The organism is Mycolicibacterium komossense (assembly GCF_025822605.1).
GTDB classification, from domain to species: Bacteria; Actinomycetota; Actinomycetes; order Mycobacteriales; family Mycobacteriaceae; genus Mycobacterium; species Mycobacterium komossense.
Window position 1 is genome coordinate 90,112 of record NZ_JACKTY010000051.1, and the last position, 17,773, is coordinate 107,884.

Annotated in this window: 22 protein-coding genes; 11 read left to right on the plus strand and 11 right to left on the minus strand. The window is 66.3% G+C overall.

The features are described 5' to 3' along the window. The first annotated feature begins 271 nt into the window (after window positions 1-271). Window positions 272-1,357 (plus strand): phosphoribosylformylglycinamidine cyclo-ligase, encoded by a 1,086-nt coding sequence (gene purM, locus H7J73_RS32115; protein ID WP_264071887.1) that lies wholly within the window; start codon window positions 272-274, stop codon window positions 1,355-1,357. Window positions 1,358-1,373: 16 nt separating this feature from the next. On the opposite strand, the gene H7J73_RS32120 is transcribed toward purM, so the two are convergent. After that, on the minus strand, window positions 1,374-1,553 hold the full coding sequence (locus tag H7J73_RS32120; RefSeq protein WP_264071888.1) for a DUF3073 domain-containing protein: 180 nt from the start codon (window positions 1,551-1,553) through the stop codon (window positions 1,374-1,376). Window positions 1,554-1,691: 138 nt separating this feature from the next. After that, window positions 1,692-2,777 (minus strand): CAF17-like 4Fe-4S cluster assembly/insertion protein YgfZ, encoded by a 1,086-nt coding sequence (gene ygfZ, locus H7J73_RS32125; RefSeq protein ID WP_264071889.1) that lies wholly within the window; start codon window positions 2,775-2,777, stop codon window positions 1,692-1,694. A gap of 68 nt (window positions 2,778-2,845) precedes the next feature. Here ygfZ and H7J73_RS32130 point away from each other — a divergent pair, with 68 nt between their 5' ends. Next, window positions 2,846-3,721, plus strand: a complete 876-nt coding sequence (locus H7J73_RS32130; protein ID WP_264071890.1) for an aminodeoxychorismate lyase — start codon at window positions 2,846-2,848, stop codon at window positions 3,719-3,721. Between the two features lie 245 nt (window positions 3,722-3,966). On the opposite strand, the gene H7J73_RS32135 is transcribed toward H7J73_RS32130, so the two are convergent. Then, a complete protein-coding gene (locus H7J73_RS32135; RefSeq protein WP_264071891.1) occupies window positions 3,967-4,341 on the minus strand; it encodes a hypothetical protein in 375 nt (124 codons plus the stop codon). Window positions 4,342-4,517: 176 nt separating this feature from the next. Between H7J73_RS32135 and H7J73_RS32140 the strand changes: the two genes are divergently transcribed. The 3 genes from H7J73_RS32140 to H7J73_RS32150 are packed head-to-tail and all read left to right on the plus strand — an operon-like array spanning window position 4,518 to window position 6,972. Further along, the gene (locus tag H7J73_RS32140; RefSeq protein WP_264071892.1) at window positions 4,518-5,369 is read left to right on the plus strand and encodes an ABC transporter substrate-binding protein; all 852 of its coding nucleotides are present in this window, start codon (window positions 4,518-4,520) and stop codon (window positions 5,367-5,369) included. Beyond that, on the plus strand, window positions 5,366-6,193 hold the full coding sequence (locus H7J73_RS32145) for an amino acid ABC transporter permease (protein ID WP_264071893.1): 828 nt from the start codon (window positions 5,366-5,368) through the stop codon (window positions 6,191-6,193). Before H7J73_RS32140 ends, H7J73_RS32145 begins: the two co-directional genes overlap by 4 nt. After that, window positions 6,190-6,972 (plus strand): amino acid ABC transporter ATP-binding protein, encoded by a 783-nt coding sequence (locus H7J73_RS32150; protein ID WP_308207457.1) that lies wholly within the window; start codon window positions 6,190-6,192, stop codon window positions 6,970-6,972. The genes H7J73_RS32145 and H7J73_RS32150 overlap by 4 nt, the downstream gene beginning before the upstream one ends. Here H7J73_RS32150 and H7J73_RS32155 read toward each other — a convergent pair whose 3' ends face one another. From H7J73_RS32155 to lmeA, 8 genes are all read right to left on the minus strand, one after another. After that, complete coding sequence (locus H7J73_RS32155) at window positions 6,973-7,245, minus strand: hypothetical protein (protein WP_264071894.1); 273 nt, start codon at window positions 7,243-7,245, stop codon at window positions 6,973-6,975. A gap of 23 nt (window positions 7,246-7,268) precedes the next feature. Next, complete coding sequence (locus H7J73_RS32160; protein WP_264071895.1) at window positions 7,269-7,919, minus strand: heme-binding beta-barrel domain-containing protein; 651 nt, start codon at window positions 7,917-7,919, stop codon at window positions 7,269-7,271. Between the two features lie 730 nt (window positions 7,920-8,649). Further along, window positions 8,650-8,952 carry a DUF1416 domain-containing protein gene (locus tag H7J73_RS32165; protein ID WP_264071896.1) on the minus strand — a complete coding sequence of 101 codons (303 nt, stop codon included), beginning with the start codon at window positions 8,950-8,952 and terminating at the stop codon, window positions 8,650-8,652. Between the two features lies 1 nt (window position 8,953). Beyond that, window positions 8,954-9,787, minus strand: coding sequence for a sulfurtransferase (locus tag H7J73_RS32170; protein ID WP_264071897.1), 834 nt, complete (start codon window positions 9,785-9,787; stop codon window positions 8,954-8,956). A 36-nt stretch (window positions 9,788-9,823) separates the two neighbouring features. Continuing rightward, window positions 9,824-10,285 (minus strand): DUF4395 domain-containing protein, encoded by a 462-nt coding sequence (locus tag H7J73_RS32175; RefSeq protein WP_264071898.1) that lies wholly within the window; start codon window positions 10,283-10,285, stop codon window positions 9,824-9,826. A gap of 86 nt (window positions 10,286-10,371) precedes the next feature. Next, entirely contained in the window at window positions 10,372-10,488 is a 117-nt protein-coding gene (locus tag H7J73_RS33910; protein WP_353962016.1) for an Ms5788A family Cys-rich leader peptide, read from the minus strand. Between the two features lie 5 nt (window positions 10,489-10,493). Further along, window positions 10,494-10,925, minus strand: a complete 432-nt coding sequence (locus H7J73_RS32180) for a thioredoxin family protein (RefSeq protein WP_264071899.1) — start codon at window positions 10,923-10,925, stop codon at window positions 10,494-10,496. Then, the gene (gene lmeA, locus H7J73_RS32185; RefSeq protein ID WP_264071900.1) at window positions 10,922-11,719 is read right to left on the minus strand and encodes a mannan chain length control protein LmeA; all 798 of its coding nucleotides are present in this window, start codon (window positions 11,717-11,719) and stop codon (window positions 10,922-10,924) included. The genes H7J73_RS32180 and lmeA overlap by 4 nt, the downstream gene beginning before the upstream one ends. A 190-nt stretch (window positions 11,720-11,909) precedes the next feature. Between lmeA and H7J73_RS32190 the strand changes: the two genes are divergently transcribed. The 6 genes from H7J73_RS32190 (at window position 11,910) to pstB (ending at window position 17,741) form a co-directional block, all read left to right on the plus strand. Continuing rightward, window positions 11,910-12,698 (plus strand): winged helix-turn-helix transcriptional regulator, encoded by a 789-nt coding sequence (locus H7J73_RS32190; RefSeq protein WP_264072028.1) that lies wholly within the window; start codon window positions 11,910-11,912, stop codon window positions 12,696-12,698. Then, on the plus strand, window positions 12,695-13,606 hold the full coding sequence (gene mshD, locus H7J73_RS32195) for a mycothiol synthase (RefSeq protein ID WP_264071901.1): 912 nt from the start codon (window positions 12,695-12,697) through the stop codon (window positions 13,604-13,606). Before H7J73_RS32190 ends, mshD begins: the two co-directional genes overlap by 4 nt. A 178-nt stretch (window positions 13,607-13,784) precedes the next feature. Continuing rightward, window positions 13,785-14,921 carry a phosphate ABC transporter substrate-binding protein PstS gene (gene pstS, locus H7J73_RS32200; RefSeq protein WP_264071902.1) on the plus strand — a complete coding sequence of 379 codons (1,137 nt, stop codon included), beginning with the start codon at window positions 13,785-13,787 and terminating at the stop codon, window positions 14,919-14,921. A 58-nt stretch (window positions 14,922-14,979) separates the two neighbouring features. Next, window positions 14,980-16,029, plus strand: a complete 1,050-nt coding sequence (pstC, locus tag H7J73_RS32205) for a phosphate ABC transporter permease subunit PstC (protein WP_264071903.1) — start codon at window positions 14,980-14,982, stop codon at window positions 16,027-16,029. 3 nt (window positions 16,030-16,032) lie between these two features. Then, window positions 16,033-16,947 carry a phosphate ABC transporter permease PstA gene (pstA, locus tag H7J73_RS32210; protein WP_264071904.1) on the plus strand — a complete coding sequence of 305 codons (915 nt, stop codon included), beginning with the start codon at window positions 16,033-16,035 and terminating at the stop codon, window positions 16,945-16,947. Between the two features lie 17 nt (window positions 16,948-16,964). Continuing rightward, complete coding sequence (gene pstB / locus H7J73_RS32215; RefSeq protein WP_264071905.1) at window positions 16,965-17,741, plus strand: phosphate ABC transporter ATP-binding protein PstB; 777 nt, start codon at window positions 16,965-16,967, stop codon at window positions 17,739-17,741. The last annotated feature ends 32 nt before the right edge of the window (window positions 17,742-17,773 follow it).

The following is a 17,773-nucleotide window of genomic DNA, read 5'->3' on the forward strand; positions in this document are numbered from 1 at the left end:
GCACGTGTTCACCGAAGGGGTCCGGCGCAAACCATCTGCGGTCCGGGGCCTGCCGTGCCCCGGAGACGGCCGTCATCTGGGGGTGTAATCCTCGGTCCGGTGGGGAACAGCACAGTGGGAAAATGTGGTGAGCAAAATCACAAGAAAGCGAGGGGCGGCCATGGTTGAGCAGGGTGACTCAGAACACATGACGATCGGCAGGAAACCTCCAGCGCGTCGGGGTCGCCCTGCGGATACCGGCGTGAAGCCTGGCCCGGTAGATTGAGGCCCGATGACCGATCGCGCTGAAGACCCACCCTTGTCCCACGCCATCTCCTATGCGTCAGCTGGGGTGGACATCGAAGCCGGCGATCGCGCCGTCGAACTTTTCAAACCGCTGGCAATGAAGGCAACCCGGCCTGAGGTGCGCGGCGGTCTCGGAGGGTTCGCCGGCCTGTTCGCCCTCAGAAGCGGCTATCGAGAGCCGCTGTTGGCTGCCTCGACTGACGGTGTCGGCACCAAACTGGCCGTTGCCCAAGCCATGGACAAGCACGACACCGTCGGGCTCGACCTGGTCGCGATGGTGGTCGACGACCTGGTGGTGTGCGGTGCCGAGCCGCTGTTCCTGCAGGACTACATCGCCGTGGGGCGTACGGTCCCCGAGCGGGTCCAGGCCATCGTGGCCGGCATCGCCGACGGATGCGTACAGGCCGGTTGCGCGCTTCTGGGCGGCGAGACCGCCGAGCATCCCGGACTGATGGAACCCGATCACTACGACCTCTCCGCAACCGGCATCGGCGTCGTCGAGGCCGATAACGTACTCGGGCCAGAACGCGTTCGCCCAGGTGACGTCATCATCGCGATGGGCTCATCCGGCCTGCATTCCAACGGCTACTCCCTGGCCCGCAAGGTGCTGCTCGAGATCGACCGGATGGACCTGGCAGGCCATGTCGAGGAATTCGGCCGCACGCTGGGGGAAGAGTTGTTGGAGCCCACCCGCATCTATGCCAAGGACTGTTTGGCGCTGGCCGCCGAAACACAGGTCCGGACGTTCTGCCACGTCACCGGCGGTGGTTTGGCGGGCAACCTGGAGCGCGTCATGCCGCCGGGGCTCACCGCCGAACTGGAACGCGGCACGTGGACACCGGCGCCGGTGTTCGGTCTGATCGCCCAACGCGGCCGTATCGAGCGTGCCGAAATGGAGAAGACGTTCAACATGGGCGTCGGAATGGTTGCCGTCGTCGCGCCGGAGGACACCGACCGCGCGCTGGCCATCCTGACCGCCCGTCACCTGAGTAGCTGGACCCTCGGCACCGTGAAGAAGGGCAGCAAGGACACGCCGCGCGCAACGTTGGTGGGGAGGCACCCGAGGTTCTAGTGACCTCGGGATCGTCTTAGCGTCGCCAGCTGTCCTGGTCTCGCCACGAATCGTCTACCTCTTCAAGGTCGTCAGGTTCGCTCGCAGGCGAACCCGCCAACTCCTCCTGGAGCCGACTGAAGTCGGTCTGCGGGGAGCTATATTTCAGCTCTCGAGCAACCTTGGTCTGCTTTGCCTTAGCCCGGCCGCGGCCCATGGGGGAACCCCCTCGCGCAATAACGGAGCGGCCCAACGAGCAGGCGGCTCCGATCTGTGTGTGTTTATTGTCCTGCGATTACTTTACCTGGCCCCGACGCCGAGCGCTGGCAGGCCCGGCGGCGGTGAACATCACAGGTCATCTCTCGAGCCCCCGCAGCCGATCGATGGCGACGCGTCCAGCGCCTGCGACATCCGTCGGCGGCAGTGATTCGACATCCATCACCGCTGCGACCTGCACGTTTCCGCCAGTCGTCAGTTCGGTGTCGGCAGGCAGTGTGCGTTTGACCAACGCCAGCGCCACGGGGCCGAGATCGACATGGTCCACGATGGTGCCGAGTCGGCCGACGGCACGCCCACCGGCGAGCAGCGGATCGCCGGTGGCCGGGCGGTCCTCCGAGCCGTCCAAATGGACCAGAACCAGCATCCGGGGCGGCTTGCCCAGATTGTGCACGCGCGCCACGGTTTCCTGGCCGCGGTAGCAACCCTTGTCGAGATGAACGGCCCGACCGATCCAGCCGACCTCGTGTGGAATGGTGCGATCGTCGGTGTCGACGCCCAGCCGGGGCCGTAACGCGGCCACCCGTTGCGCCTCGTAGGCCCAGACACCGGCCCGCCGGACTCCCGCTGCCTCCAGCCGGTCGAGCCAGGAACCTGTGGCGTCCCGCGGGACGACGAGGTCGAGCTCGATGACGCTGTTCTCGCCAGTGGGCATCCGGCGCAGGAACCCGCCCCCGGGCACCGCCACGGCGGTGGATTCGTCGGGCAACGCGGAGACGCCGAGCACCTGCAGCACCGCTGGATCGGCCAAGCGTGGGCCCAGCAGCGACAACACCGCGAGATCTGCGGCGGCCGGGGTCGCCTTCGCCCAGAACACCATCTTCTGCAGGTAGGCCAGCAGGGGCTCTCCGCGCCACGGCTCGGTGTCCAGGTAGGTGACGCCGGCCAACTCGGTCTGAATCCAGTGATCCTCCACCCGGCCCTGGCCGTCGAGGCTCAGGTTCTCGGTGGTGGCGCCGTCGGGAAGGGCAGCGACGTGCTGGCTGGAAATGCTGTGCAGCCAGCTCAGCCGCTCCGGCCCGGTGAGCTCGAGGACGGCGCGATGCGAGCGGTCGACCACGACGGCGTCGGTCAGCGCTGCCCGCTGCTCACCGAGGGGATCGCCGTAGTGCCAGATGGCACCGGCGTCGGGGCCGGTCGACGGGGCGGTAACTGCGACTGTCACAACGCAACACTACGGTCCAGCGACTCGCGTTATTCCCCGCGACTGCGCCGCCACTACGCTGTGTGCCCATGGCAGTGGTGGTCACGCTCGACGGCGGGTCCGTAGACGCCCACTCGCCGCTGCTCTACGCCGATGATCTGGCGGCCGTGCGCGGCGATGGCGTCTTCGAAACCCTCCTGGTCCGGGCCGGCGGGCCCTGTCTGGTCGAAGCGCACCTGGCCCGTCTGACGCACTCCGCGAAACTCCTGGAGCTGCCCGAACCCGATCTGGCCGCCTGGCGGAACGCGATCGACGTCGCCGCCCGGGAGTGGACCGCACAGACCGGAGCCGAGGGCGCGCTTCGGCTGGTCTATACCCGTGGCCGGGAGAGCGGCTCCCCGCCTACCTCCTACATCACCGTCAACCCGTTGGCAGAGCGGGTTGCGGTGGCCCGGCGCGAGGGCGTGTCGGCGATCTCGCTCGAGCGCGGGCTGCCCGCCGTGGGGTCGGACGCCATGCCGTGGCTGCTCGCCGGCGCCAAGACGTTGTCCTACGCGGTCAACATGGCCGCGCTGCGCCACGCCGCGCATCAGGGTGCCGACGATGTCCTGTTCGTCAGCTCGGACGGGTTCCTGTTGGAAGGCCCGCGCTCGACGGTGGTGATCGCCGTCAGCGGAGAGGCAGGTGAGTCCTCGGTCTGCCTGCGCACGCCGCCGCCGTGGTACCCGATCCTGCGTGGCACCACCCAGCAGGCGCTGTTCGAGGTGGCTCGCGACAAGGGCTACGACTGTGACTACCGGGCTCTGCGACCTGCGGATCTCCTTTCCGCGCAGGGTGTTTGGCTCATCTCGGCGATCACTCTCGGGGCCAGGGTGCACACTCTCGACGGCAGGCCGCTGCGGCCGGCACCGATTGCCGCCGAGTTCGCCGGCCTCGTCGACGCCGCGATTCTCAGTGATCGCTGACTGCGAAAAACAGTTGTCGAGCCGCGAGGACCCGAGTACGGTCGGCGGTACACAGGAGAGGAGGTGGTCCGCGAAATTGATAGCTTCATGGACATGTGAGGTGGCTGCCCGCTAGCAGCACCAGGCGAGGAAATCACCTGCGCGCGCTGGCGAATTTCCTGCAGCCACCCGACCCCCGAGCCCCCGGCCCGTCCAACCTGGGAACCAACGGCTCGGGGGTCGTCCCATGTCTGGGGTCTTGACTTTCAGTGGCCTGGGGGAGCGGGCGCCAACGACGCGCACGCCTCCATCGCCGATTGCCAGGTGCTCTCGTCGACCCCGGGCGGAGCCGGCGGCGTGCCGTGCTCACCGGCCGGTACATCAGAGGGCGGCGGACCGCCAGGACCGCCAGGACCACCGGGGCCGCCGGGCCCGCCGCCTGGACCACCGGGACCACCGTCGGGCGGAGCCGGAACCCCGTTGTCCGACATGCATTGGGTGAACGCCTCGTGGCCCGCCGGCGCCGATCCCGACGGGGTGGCTGATGCGGCGGGTGGATCGGATGAGCAGCCCACCACCCCGCCGATCAACGCTGCGGCGGCAGCTGCGGTCACGACGGCAAAGCGGAAATTGTGCGGCAATTCGAACTCCTCGGTGGGGCGGTTGATCGTCGGAGTCGACAGTAGAAACAGCTGATGAGCGCGGGTTATCGATCCGATATCAGCCCGCTGTGAGGTGTGCGCCCGCCTGCCCGACCATTAGCGCGCTGTGCGCCGATATCTGGCGTTGCCACCTCGGGTGCGCGATGATGCCGCGCATGCGTATCACCTCGATGTCGAGTCTTGTGGCTGCCGGTCTGATCGTTCTCGCGGGCTGTGCCCCGGCCGACGAGAAACCTGCGGCCACCGGCTCGTCGGGACCGCAGTGCGACAAGGCGTCTCTGTCCACGCTGTCTGCCGGTACCTTCACCTTCGGCACCGACCAGCCCGCGTACCCGCCCTGGTTCGTCGACGACGCCCCGGCCAACGGCAAGGGCTATGAGTCGGCAGTGGCGTACGCAGTCGCCGACAAACTCGGCTACAAGGGTGACGCGGTCACGTGGGTGCGAGTGCCCTTCAACGCGGCGATCGCGCCGGGACCCAAGACATTCGACGCCAACCTCAACGAGTTCTCCATCACCGACGAACGTAGACAGGCCGTCGACTTCTCCTCCCCGTACTACGACGTCACCCAGGCCTTGGTGACCGTGAAATCGTCGCCGGCGGCGGCGGTGAAGACGCTGGCCGGGCTGAAATCGCTGAAGCTGGGGGCGCAAGTCGGCACCACCAGCTACACCGCGGCGCAGGCCGTCGGCGCCAGTGCACCCATCGCCGTGTACAACAACAACGACGATGCCAAAGCGGCGCTGACCAACGGACAGATCGACGCGCTGGTGTTGGACCTGCCCACCGCGTTCGAGGTGGAGAGTGAACTCACCGACGGCCTCATCGTGGGTCAATTGCCAACGGGTACAGACAAACCCGAGCAATTCGGCATCGTGCTCGACAAGGGCAGCCCGCTGACCATCTGCGTGTCGAAAGCCGTCGACGAGTTGGCCGCCGACGGCACCCTGGCGAAACTGCAGCAGCAGTGGCTCGCCGAAGCCGGTGCCGCGCCGGTCCTTAAGTGACAGCACTCGCCGCCGAACGTCTGGCCTACCGGCGCTCCCGGGCCCGGCGCTCCACGTTGGTAGCGATGGCCTCCACTGTCGTCTTCGCGGCGGTGGTGGCCTTCGCGACGATGTCATCGCCGGGGTGGCCGCGCGTACGGGACTCGTTCTTCAACGTACGCATCGGGTGGGAGAGCCTGCCGGCCCTGCTGGACGGGCTGTGGCTCAACGTCCGGGTGTTGGTGGTGTGCCAGGTGCTGATCCTGATCGTCGGGCTGGCGCTGGCGGCGGCGCGGTCCCTGCGGGGGCCGGTCTGGTTCCCGGTGCGGGCGTTGGCCATCGGGTACGTCGATCTGTTTCGCGGCCTGCCGCTGCTGATCTGCCTCTATCTCGTCGGGTTCGGGTTGCCGGGGCTGCGCCTGTCCGGGGTGCCCAACAATCCGGTGCTGCTCGGCGGCCTGGCCTTGGTGCTCGTCTACTCGGCTTACGTCGCCGAGGTGTTTCGGGCAGGTATTGAATCCGTGCATCCGTCTCAGCTCGCGGCGGCGAAATCACTTGGCCTGAACTACCGGCGGACACTGCAACTCGTGGTGCTGCCACAGGCCGCCCGCCGGGTCACGCCGGCATTGCTGAACGATTTCGTCGCGCTGCAGAAGGACTGTGGGCTGATCTCGGTGCTGGGCGCCGTCGACGCCGTGCGCGCCGCACAGATCCAAGCCGCCAGCAGCTACAACTTCACCCCGTACGTCGTGGCCGGGTTGCTGTTCATCGCGCTGGCGGTGCCGTCGGCTCGGCTCGCCGACTGGGTGGCCCGCCGGTCGGCGACGCGGCAGGGCGCGCTGTGAGGGCGTCCGAAGCAGCGCCGGAAACAGCATCGGGAACGCCGGTGCTGTCCGTCCGCGGACTGGTCAAGGCCTACGGAGAGCGGCGGGTGCTCGACGGGATAGACCTCGATATCGCCGAGCATCAGGTTGTCGTGCTGATCGGTGCGTCCGGGTCGGGCAAGTCCACACTGCTGCGCTGCGCCGACCTGCTCGAGGAGATCGACGACGGCCAGATCTTTCTCGACGGGCGCGATATCAGCGATCCGCGCGTCGACGGCGATGTCGAACGCCAGGCAATGGGCATGGTGTTCCAGTCTTTCAACCTGTTCCCGCATATGACCGTGCTCGGCAATGTCACGTTGGCGCCGCGCGTCGTGCACGGGGTGAACCGGCGCGACGCGGCAGAGCGTGGCCGGGACCTGCTGGCCCGCGTCGGGTTATCCGACAAGGCCGACGCCTATCCGGACAAACTGTCGGGCGGCCAGCAGCAGCGGGTCGCCATCGCGCGTGCGCTGGCCTACGACCCCCGGTTGTTGCTCCTCGACGAGATCACCAGCGCGCTCGACCCCGAGCTGGTCGGTGAGGTGCTCGCCCTGGTCAGGGAACTCGCCGAGGCCGGCCGCACGATCGTCATGGCCACGCACGAGATGGGATTCGCCCGCCAGGTCGCCAGCACGGTCGCGTTCCTCGACGGTGGTCGCATCATCGAGTCCGGGCCGCCCGAGCAGGTCCTCGTCGCACCGACGCACGAGCGCACCCGACAGTTCCTGCGCCGCGTCACTGACGCGGGGCGCGCCTAGTCAGGGCGTCGCGGGTCCAGGGCCGGGACCCGGCGCGAGGGATGCGCAGGCCTGCCTGGCGGAATCCCAGGTGGCCTGGTCGACGCCGGATTCGCCCGCGGGTTCGGCGACGCCGTGTTCGGACAGGCAATGCGCGAAGGCGCCGTGTTCCGCAGTGGCTGGTGCGCTGCTGCTCGGATTGGGTTCAGGTGCGGGTGCCGGAGATCCGCAGCCGACCGCACCGCTGAGCAGCACGCCTCCGATGAGGACGCGTGCGGGCACGCGAAAAGTCACAGTTCTCCTGGGGAAGGGGTGGGCTAACCGACGAACCGGGTCAGTCTCGCGGACAGGTGAGGGACCAATCCGCCATCCGCGTCGACGCGCTCCTCGACATAGGCCAGATCACCGCCCTCGACAATGCCGTAGAGCCGCTTGGCGCCACCGACGAGTTGGCCGGACTTGCTGCGGGCCAGTGCATCCGTCACGAGCTCCCATGACGACTGGTTCAGTGGCCGGCCATAGAACAGCTCGACGTAGCCGGCCGAGTGGGCCAGCAGCAGCTCGATGGCTTGCGACTCACCCGGGTCGGTCGGATCGTCGACGAAGCGCCAGTACCCGGTCTCGCGAAGGTCGTGGACGTGGTATTCGCCGGCTTCGTCGAGCCGCCACGACCGGGCTTCCCAGTTGAGGTAGTCGCCGCCGTCGTGCGAGACGATGATCTGCTGGCCGAACCGGTAGTCGCCATCGGGGCCGAGCCCCTCGCCCTCACCACGCCATACTCCGACCAACGGCAGCAGCGCCAACAGGGCGTCGTGCAGATTGGCGCCCTCGCGGAGGTTCGCGGTATCCGGGGGCGCAGGCAGGTCGTCGAACACCGGGATATTGCGCGCGGCAGTGATGCGCCCGCGTTCGGCGGCTGCAGCTATCGCGGCGTCAGCCGAGCCTGGAGTCGGTTCGCTGTCCGTCACGACTCGTCGGTGATGAGCCGGTACAGCGCGTACAACGCGAACCAGGTGATCACGACCGTGCACAGGACGAGAGCGATTTCGTAGAAAAGAACCACGGCGTTGATCCTAGTTTGTGCGCGTCGTGTCGGCTGACCCGGTGCAGTTTCCCGTGAGCGCACATGCCTGTCCGCCCTGAGCGGCGTGCCGCCGGACAGACACGTGTGTGCCCATCGGAAAGCTGATATGTAGGCGTCGTTTGTCACTAGGCAGGTGAAAGCCGCCCCGGTTTTGGTGCCGGGGCGGCTTTCGTTTGATCGGGGTCAGTCGGTGCCGCGGCGGTCGTTGGTCAACGACGGTTGGTGTCAGACTGATATACGCGGGTTGGGTACCGCAAGACGATGGTTCGGCGCGAACGGTGGCTGCTCTCTAGGGACGGGCGTCACAACGGCAGTCGATCGAATGCTGTTGTTGTTCATAGCTTTCCCGCAGGTCCAGTTCGCCTACCTCGCCGTCGACCGACCGACTCGGCCTCGGGCACCGTGCCCGCTCGACCCGACCCGTTTCCTCATCGAATGCACGCGCAACCACCGAAAGCGCATGCACGTCCAACCCGACACTCGTACCGTTGAAACTCACCGGAGGCCTCCTGATCTGCAACTGTGGCTCTACCAGTGCGAGTGTTCACTCGTCACCGGCAACCCACGTCCGATTGCAGCCCGAGGCCTTCGGCCTCGAGTCGCCTCCATACCGGCTAGGCGACCTTGACGTCGACCTCGTGGATGCCGGCGCCGGCGGGGACAACCACGGCGTCGCCATTACCCGCGGACGACAGAGCGCGCACGCGCCAGGTGCCGGGGGCGGCGAAGAAGCGGAAGTCGCCGGTGGCCGACGCGACGACCTCGGCGGTGAACTCGTCGGAGCCGTCGAGCAGACGCACGAAGGCGCCGCCGACGCTCTGCCCGGAACCGTCGACCACGCGTCCGGTGATCACCGTTTCCTTCTCCAGGTCAACGCTCGCAGGCAGGGCCTGTCCTTGCTTGGGTGCAGAGCACATATCAACTTCCCAACTCAATCGGGGCACCCACCAGGGAGCCGTATTCGCACCAACTGCCGTCATAGTTCTTGACGTTCTGATGTCCGAGGAGCTCGCGCAGCACGAACCAGGTGTGCGACGAACGTTCGCCGATGCGGCAGTAGGCGATGATTTCCTTCTCGCCGTCGAGGCCAGCGTCGCCGTACAGCTTGGCCAGGTCCTCATCGGACTTGAAGGTGCCGTCCTCGTTGGCGGCCTTGCTCCACGGCACGTTGATGGCTCCCGGAATGTGGCCGGGACGCTGGCTCTGCTCCTGTGGCAGGTGGGCGGGCGCCAGAATCTTGCCGGAGAACTCGTCAGGGGAGCGCACGTCGACCAGGTTCTTCTCGCCGATCGAGGCGATCACCTCGTCGCGGAACGCACGGATGCTGGTGTCGGGGTCCTTGGCCGTGTAGCTGGTCTCTGGCCGGTGCACCGCGTCGGCGGACAGCGGGCGGCCGTCGAGTTCCCACTTCTTGCGGCCGCCGTCGAGCAGCTTGACGTTGTCGTGTCCGTAGAGCTTGAAATACCAGTAGGCGTAGGCGGCGAACCAGTTGTTGTTACCGCCGTAAAGGATCACGGTGTCGTCGTTGGCGATACCGCGGTCGGACAGCAGTTTGGAGAACTGCTGGGCGTCGACGAAATCCCGGCGGATCGGATCCTGCAGATCGGCCTTCCAGTCCAGCTTGACCGCACCGGCGATGTGACCGGTGTCGTAGGCGCTGGCGTCCTCGTCGACCTCGACGAACACGGTGTTCGGTGCGTCGAGATTGCTCTCAGCCCAGTCGGTGGAGACCAGGACGTCGGAGCGAGCCATGGAGTGGTCCTTTCAGGTTGCTTGTCGGGTGAGCAGTCAGGCTTGCAAGGGTGCCCGTCGCAGGCGCGCGACGAGCGGGTAGAGCTGGCAGCCCAGGCAGATGCCGAACGCTGCATTCAGGAAGGCCGCGAACAACGCGAACGCCGTGGCTACGAGTCCGAGCGCGCCGAATCCGAGAGCGAAGCCGACCGTGCCGACCAGCGCGAAGACGAAGCCGACCAGCTGGGCGAATTTCAGCGGGGGAACCGGTTCCCGGTCGGTGACCGGGCCCAGGCGAGGTGCGACGACGGCGCCGAAGATGCGGCCGTACGGGTGCCGGCGTGGTCCCAGCGAGGCGCCCACCGCGAAGACCAGGGTCTGCAGACCGAGGATCACGGCAGCTGCGACGGGGCTGAAGGCGGCGACGACCAGCGTGACGATCAGGACGGCCGTCGTGATCCAGGCGACGAAGCGGGGTCCCCGCACATCCACCTGCTCCGGAGATTTGGTAGTCGACATAAAAGTGCTCCTGTTGTGTGGTTTGGGCTGGATACGAGAGGCCCCAGGTGTGCTCCGAGAGCGACGCGAAAAGTGGGCGCGACTACTCAGCAGCTACAACAACAACAGCAACAGCCCGCGGTGCGGCACAGATCGACTGCGCGGCGCTTGGTGAGCATGAGCTCGTGGCGGGTTGACACGCCTCGTACCTTACCTAATGACACGGCGCTCAAGCCAATAACGGTTCCAGTGCCGACCGCAGGTCAGCGGCCTTCGGCACACCCGCGGTGCGGTATCGCAACTGCCCGTCCGCGTCGAAGATGAACGTGGTCGGCAGCGAGAGCACTGAAAGCCTGCGCGCGGCGGCCGGATTGGCGTCCATGTCGATCTCGACGTGCGCGACAGTGTCGAGATCGGCGCAAATCTGGTCGACCACCCGGCGTACCCCCGCGCACGGCCCACACCACACCGCGCTGAAATGCACGATCGTCGGCCCGGTCGATGAAAGCCCCAGTTCGGTGGTGTCGAGTTCGTCACCGTCGGTCTTGCCGGGCGCGGTGACCGTTTTCAGCACTCCTGACCGCCGGTTCATCAGCCAGCCGACGACCGATGCCAGTCCAAGAGCCAGCACGATCGCGACTGCGGTGAACAACGGAGTCATGACTGTCTAAACCCCGCGAGCGTGATGGTTACTCCCTTGGCGATGCCCTCGATGATGACGTCGGAGCCGCGGACCCCCTGACTGGTCGGTGCTACGCCGAACGGGAGTTTCTGATCGGGCAGGCTGGACGCGAATGCGGCGAGCACCGCAGTCTTCTTGTCCTCGGGGACCGGCTGATCGGCCGTGCCCGGGCCGGTCAGAATGCCGGTCGGGGTGAAGACCAGCGTGGTCTGGTCGGGTCCGGTCATGGACAGATCGACCGAGACGCTCACCCGCTCCTCGAAACCGGCCGCCTGCGGGGTGCCGGTGAACACCAGGCCGTCGCTGCCCGAGATGCCCGATTCGGTGGTGCCGCCGGTGGCGTCATTGGACTCTCGCGGCGGAGCCTCGACCATCAGGTCATGAATGCCGATGAACCGGCCCAGGTGAGCGGAGTCGATGATGATCCGGCTCTCCACCTCGCCGACCGGCAGTTTCGCGTCGGGCCTGATCAGCCATGATGCGTCGGTCAGGTCGATCGAGTGCAGGGTGCCCTCCAGTGACGCCTTGCCGACCCGGGGGTGTTCGACGTCATTGGCTTTGATCTCCACCTCTTTGTAGTGGTGATTCATCGCCTGCGGGATGAACGGGAAGCTGAGAATCGCGACCGACGGGTCCCATTTCAGCCCTGCGGCGCTGCGGACCGTTCTGGACAGGCGGTATTCGGCGAAGATCGTGGTTCCGAAGTCGACGCCGACGGCCCCGAGTACGACGACGAGCGCCGCCACGCCGAAGCTGATCAGCAATTTGCGCACGCCGACATTCTGGCCTAGATGTTCGCCAGAACCGCCACACTGTGCCGTTTGGCCGGCAGCTGCCCGCTGCAGAAGACACTTGGGGCGGCTTAATGCCAGGTTGCAAGCTATCGTTAGGTCACCTTGGCCGGTAACGGTGATGTGTCGGCCATGAATCGGGGAGATGATCTTCCGATCGCTGGAGGGCCTATTGGATCTACTGCTACTCACCGTCGACCCTCATCCTGAGGCGGTGCTGCCCTCACTTTCGCTGCTCGCGCATAACGTGCGATCGGCGCCGACTGAGGTTTCGTCTCTTTTGGAGGCGGGCACCGCGGATGTGGCGATCGTCGATGCGCGCACGGACCTGGCTGCTGCACGCGGCCTGTGTCGTCTGTTGGGCACCACCGGAACGTCGGTGCCGGTCGTGGCCGTCGTCAACGAGGGCGGTCTGGTTGCCGTCAACGTCGAATGGGGGCTGGACGAGATCCTCCTGCCCAGTACCGGGCCCGCCGAGATCGACGCCCGGCTGCGCCTGCTGGTCGGCCGCCGCGGCGGCATCGCCAGCCAAGAGAGTGTCGGCAAGGTCAGCCTCGGCGAGTTGGTGATCGACGAAGGCACCTACACCGCGCGGTTGCGCGGCCGTCCGCTCGACTTGACCTATAAGGAATTCGAACTTCTGAAGTATCTTGCGCAGCACGCCGGCCGGGTGTTCACCAGGGCTCAACTGCTGCAAGAGGTGTGGGGCTACGACTTCTTCGGCGGCACCCGCACCGTCGACGTCCACGTGCGACGGCTCCGGGCCAAGCTCGGTACCGAGTACGAATCGCTGATCGGAACCGTCCGCAACGTCGGTTACAAGGCGGTACGTCCGGCTCGAGGCAGGCCCACGCCTGCGGAGGCGGACCTTGCCGATGATCTGCCCGACGACGGCGACGACTTCGATTCGGCCCCCGACAGTGTGCCGGATTCGTTCGCAAACCCCCTCCGCAGTCAGTGACCCGGCTGCACTGGAGTTCGTCGCTAACGCCGGATGATCAACAGCAGATCCGCGAAATAGTAAATGCGGCAACAGAATTCGACGGAGTGGCGCCGGTCGGCGAGCAGGTGCTGCGCGAGTTGGGGCAGCAGCGTACCGAACACCTGACCGCCGCGGGCAATGACGGGAGCCTTCTCGGCTACCTCAACCTGACGCCAGAGATGGCCGAGCTGGTGGTGCGTCCCGACGCCCGTAAGCGCGGCGTCGGGACGGCCCTGATCGCCGGGGCACTCGAGCGCACCGAAGGGCGGACCCGGTTCTGGGCGCACGGCACGCTGCCCGCCGCGAAGGCGACGGCCGCGGCGCTGCACCTGACCCCGGTCCGCGAGCTGTTGCAGATGCGACGTTCACTGCGGGAGCTGACCGCGGCCGAGATCCCCGAGAACCTCGAGATCCGGACCTACGCGGGCCCGTCCGATGATGCCGAATTGCTGCGCGTCAACAACGCCGCCTTCGCCTGGCACCCCGAGCAGGGTGGCTGGACCGACGCCGAGATCGCCGAGCGCCGGGGGGAGGCATGGTTCGATCCGTCCGGTCTGTTCCTGGCCTTCGGGCGAGGCCAGGGCGACGTGCCCGAGCGGCTGCTGGGTTTCCACTGGACCAAGGTGCACGCCGAGGAGCCCGGGGTCGGGAGGGTCGGCGAGGTGTATATCGTCGGCGTCGATCCGCAGGCTCAGGGCAGGGGCCTGGGGCGCACGCTGACGCAGGTCGGTGTGGCCTGGTTGGCCCGGGAGTTGGCCGCAGAGGCCGACCCGACAGTCCTGCTGTACGTGGAGTCCGACAACGCCGCCGCGGTGCGCACATATGAGCGGCTGGGGTTCGTCGTTCACAGTGTCGACACTGCCTATGCGGCCGTTATTGACATTTAGGTAAGCAGCCGACGCTCCGTTTCACTCACAGCTGACGGATACCGTGCGTTGGCGCCGCTGTTCACCCTTCGTTCATCTGCCATCGGGGTTTAGTCCATTACCAGCGAATACGTTGCCGGGGGAATGGCACTGGCAGCCGGGCGACCGTCCCGGCAGGTCCTTGAGGAAAGCGGGATAGGTGAAGCGCAATACTTTTGGCAAGGCAGTTCTTGCGACCGTGTCAGCGACGGCGATCGCAGGCCTGACTCTGACTGCATGCGGTAGCGACAACAACTCGGGAAGCAGCGCCTCGACCGCGGCCTCCGGGGCGTCGGGCAGCTCGTCCGCCGCCGCCGACTGCGGTGGCAAGAACGCTCTGACTGCAGAGGGCTCGACCGCTCAGCAGAACGCCATCGCGGTCTTCAACCAGGTGTGGGGCCAGAAGTGCGCGGGCAAGAACCTGTCGTACAACCCGACGGGTTCAGGCGCGGGCGTCACCCAGTTCATCGCCAAGCAGGTCGACTTCGCCGGCTCCGACTCGCCGCTGTCGAAGGACCAGGTCGATCCCGCAGCCGCGCGCTGCGGTGGCAACCCGGCCTGGAACCTGCCGCTGGTGTTCGGCCCCGTCGCGCTGGGCTACAACCTCCCGGGCGTCGACAAGCTGGTCGTGAACGCCGATGTGCTGGCCAAGATCTTCACCGGTGCCATCACCACGTGGAATGACCCGGCGATCGCCGCGCTCAACAGCGGCGCGAACCTGCCCGGCACCAAGATCACCCCGATCTACCGCTCGGATTCGTCGGGCACCACCGACAACTTCCAGAAGTACCTCGGTGCCGCTGCTCCGCAGACCTGGACCAAGGGCGCGGGCAAGGAGTTCCAGGGCGGTGCCGGCGAAGGCGCGCAGAAGACCGCGGGCGTCGTGCAGGCGGTTCAGGCCACCGAAGGTTCGATCGGCTACGTCGAGAAGGGCTTCGCCGATCAGGCCAAGCTGACCGTCGCGGCGATCGACACCGGTAGCGGCGCGGTCGAGTTGACCGACGACACCGCCAAGACGGCCATCGACTCGGCCAAGTTCGCGGCCGAGGGCAATGACCTGGTGCTGGACCTGAACTCGCTGTACGCCACCAAGGAAGCGGGCGCCTACCCGCTGATGCTGGCCACCTACGAGATCGTCTGCTCGAAGGGCTACGACGCCGACACCGCGGCCGCTGTGAAATCCTTTCTGACGGTTTCGGCCAACGACGGCCAGGCCGGGCTCGCCGCAGCCGGTTACGTGCCGCTGCCGGACAAGTTCAAGGAGCGTCTGCTGACGTCGGTTTCGGCGATTCAGTAGCGATCAGCCAGCTATCCCTTAGTTGCCCTGCGAACCGGTCCGAAAACGGTGAGGATGTATGACCAGACCGATAAGTGATGGGGTCGATGTGACACTGCCGAATCCAGCCGATGCCGGGTCGGGAGAGGCGATGGCCCAACCGATCGGGGAGAAGCCGCCCATCTCCACCAATCCCAGCAAGAACTCCAAGGTTCGGCTGGGGGACCGGGTATTCCGCGGGCTGTCCGAGGGTTCGGGCATATTCATCATCGCTCTGATCGCGGCGATCGCCCTGTTTCTGCTCTGGCGCGCAGTTCCCGCGCTGGCCCGCAACGAGGAGAACTTCTTCCTCTTCGGCGGAAACTGGGTCACCACCGACACCTCGGCGATGCACTTCGGCATCTTCGAATTGCTTCAGGTCACGGTGTTCGTCTCGCTGTTCGCGTTGCTGCTCGCGATGCCGGTGGCGCTGGGCATCGCGATCTTCCTCACGCAGTACTCCCCGCGACGGCTGGCAAGTCCACTGAGCTACATGGTGGACTTGCTGGCCGCCGTGCCGTCGATCATCTACGGCGTGTGGGGCATCTACGTGCTGGCGCCGGTGATCAAACCCGTTGCGGTGTGGCTCAACGACACGTTTGGCTGGATTTTCCTGTTCTCCACGGGAAACGCGTCGGTGACCGGCGGCGGCACGATCTTCACCGCGGGCATCGTGCTCGCGGTGATGATCCTGCCGATCATCACCGCGGTCAGCCGCGAGGTGTTCATCCAAACGCCGCGGGGCCAGATCGAAGCGGCGCTCGCCCTGGGCGCCACCCGGTGGGAGGTGGTGCGGACGACCGTGCTGCCGTTCGGTCTGTCCGGCTATATCAGTGGGGCGATGCTCGGCCTCGGCCGTGCACTCGGTGAGACCATCGCGCTGCTGATCATCCTGCGCGGTACCCAGAAGGCCTTCGGGTGGACCTTGTTCGACGGCGGCTACACCTTCGCCAGCAAGATCGCCTCCGCCGCCTCGGAGTTCAACGACGAATACAAGGCGGGCGCCTACATCGCGGCCGGCCTGGTCCTGTTCATCCTCACATTCGTGGTGAACTCGCTGGCCCGTGCCGCAGTCAGCCGGAAAGGGTAGACGATGACCTCGACGCTCGACAAGCCGGTCAAAGCGCTCACCTTCCAGGGTGTCAGCACCCGGCGCAAAATGACGAACAACCTTGCCACCGTACTGGTTTCACTCTCGGTTCTGGTGGCGATCGTGCCGCTGATCTGGGTGCTTTACACCGTCATCTCCAAAGGCATCGGGGTGGTGCTCGATTCCACCTGGTGGATGAACTCGCAGTCAGGCATGACGGCGTTCGCACCTGGCGGCGGTGTCTACCACGCGCTGGTCGGCACCCTGTTGCAAGGCCTGGTGTGCGCGATCATCTCGATCCCGATCGGTGTCTTCGTCGGTATCTACCTGGTCGAATACGGCGGCGGTACCCGCCTGGGCAAGGTCACCACCTTCATGGTCGACATCCTCACCGGTGTGCCGTCGATCGTCGCGGCGTTGTTCATCTACGCACTGTGGGTGGCGACGCTCGGGTTCCAACGGTCCGGCTTCGCGGTATCGCTGGCCCTGGTGCTGCTGATGATCCCGGTGATCGTCCGCTCCACTGAGGAAATGCTGCGCATCGTCCCGATGGACCTGCGCGAGGCCAGCTACGCACTGGGCGTGCCCAAGTGGAAAACCATTGCCAAGATTGTGATTCCGACTGCGTTGTCGGGCATCGTCACCGGCATCATGCTGGCGCTGGCGCGGGTGATGGGCGAGACGGCTCCCCTGCTGATCTTGGTCGGGTACTCCCAGGCGATCAACTTCGATATGTTCGGCGGCTTCATGGGGTCGCTGCCCGGCATGATGTACGACCAGACCTCCGCGGGTGCCGGCGCCAACCCGGTCCCAACCGACCGCCTCTGGGGCGCCGCGCTGACCCTGGTGGTGCTGATCGCGGTCCTCAACATCGGGGCCCGGTTCGTCGCGAAATTCTTTGCCCCGAAAAAGATTTAGGCTAAGGAGCTCTCACCATGGCTAAGCGCCTGGACCTCAAAGACGTCAACATCTACTACGGCTCCTTCCATGCGGTGTCCGACGTGTCGTTGGCGGTGCCGCCGCGCAGCGTGACCGCCTTCATCGGCCCGTCCGGCTGCGGTAAGTCGACCGTGCTGCGCACGCTCAACCGGATGCACGAAGTCATCCCCGGTGCCAGGGTCGAGGGTTCGGTGCTGCTCGACGGCGACGACATCTACGGCTCCGGCGTCGACCCGGTGGGTGTCCGCAAGACCATCGGCATGGTGTTCCAGCGGCCGAACCCGTTTCCCACCATGTCAATTCGCGACAACGTGGTGGCCGGGCTGAAGCTGCAGGGGGTGCGTAACCGCAAGTCGCTCGACGAGACGGCAGAGCGCTCACTCAAGGGCGCCAACCTGTGGAACGAGGTCAAGGACCGCCTCGACAAGCCCGGCGGCGGGCTGTCCGGCGGTCAGCAGCAGCGGCTGTGCATCGCCCGCGCGATCGCGGTGCAGCCCGATGTGCTGCTGATGGACGAGCCCTGCTCGGCACTCGACCCCATTTCGACGTTGGCGATCGAGGATCTGATCTCGGAGCTCAAGCAGGATTTCACCATCGTCATCGTCACGCACAACATGCAACAGGCGGCCCGCGTCAGCGACCAGACCGCGTTCTTCAACCTCGAGGCCACCGGCAAACCCGGCAAGCTGATCGAGGTGGACAACACCGAGACGATCTTCTCCAACCCCAGCCAAAAGGCCACCGAGGACTACATTTCCGGCCGCTTCGGCTGAGCCGGCCACAGGCAAACAAAAAAGCCCCGCAC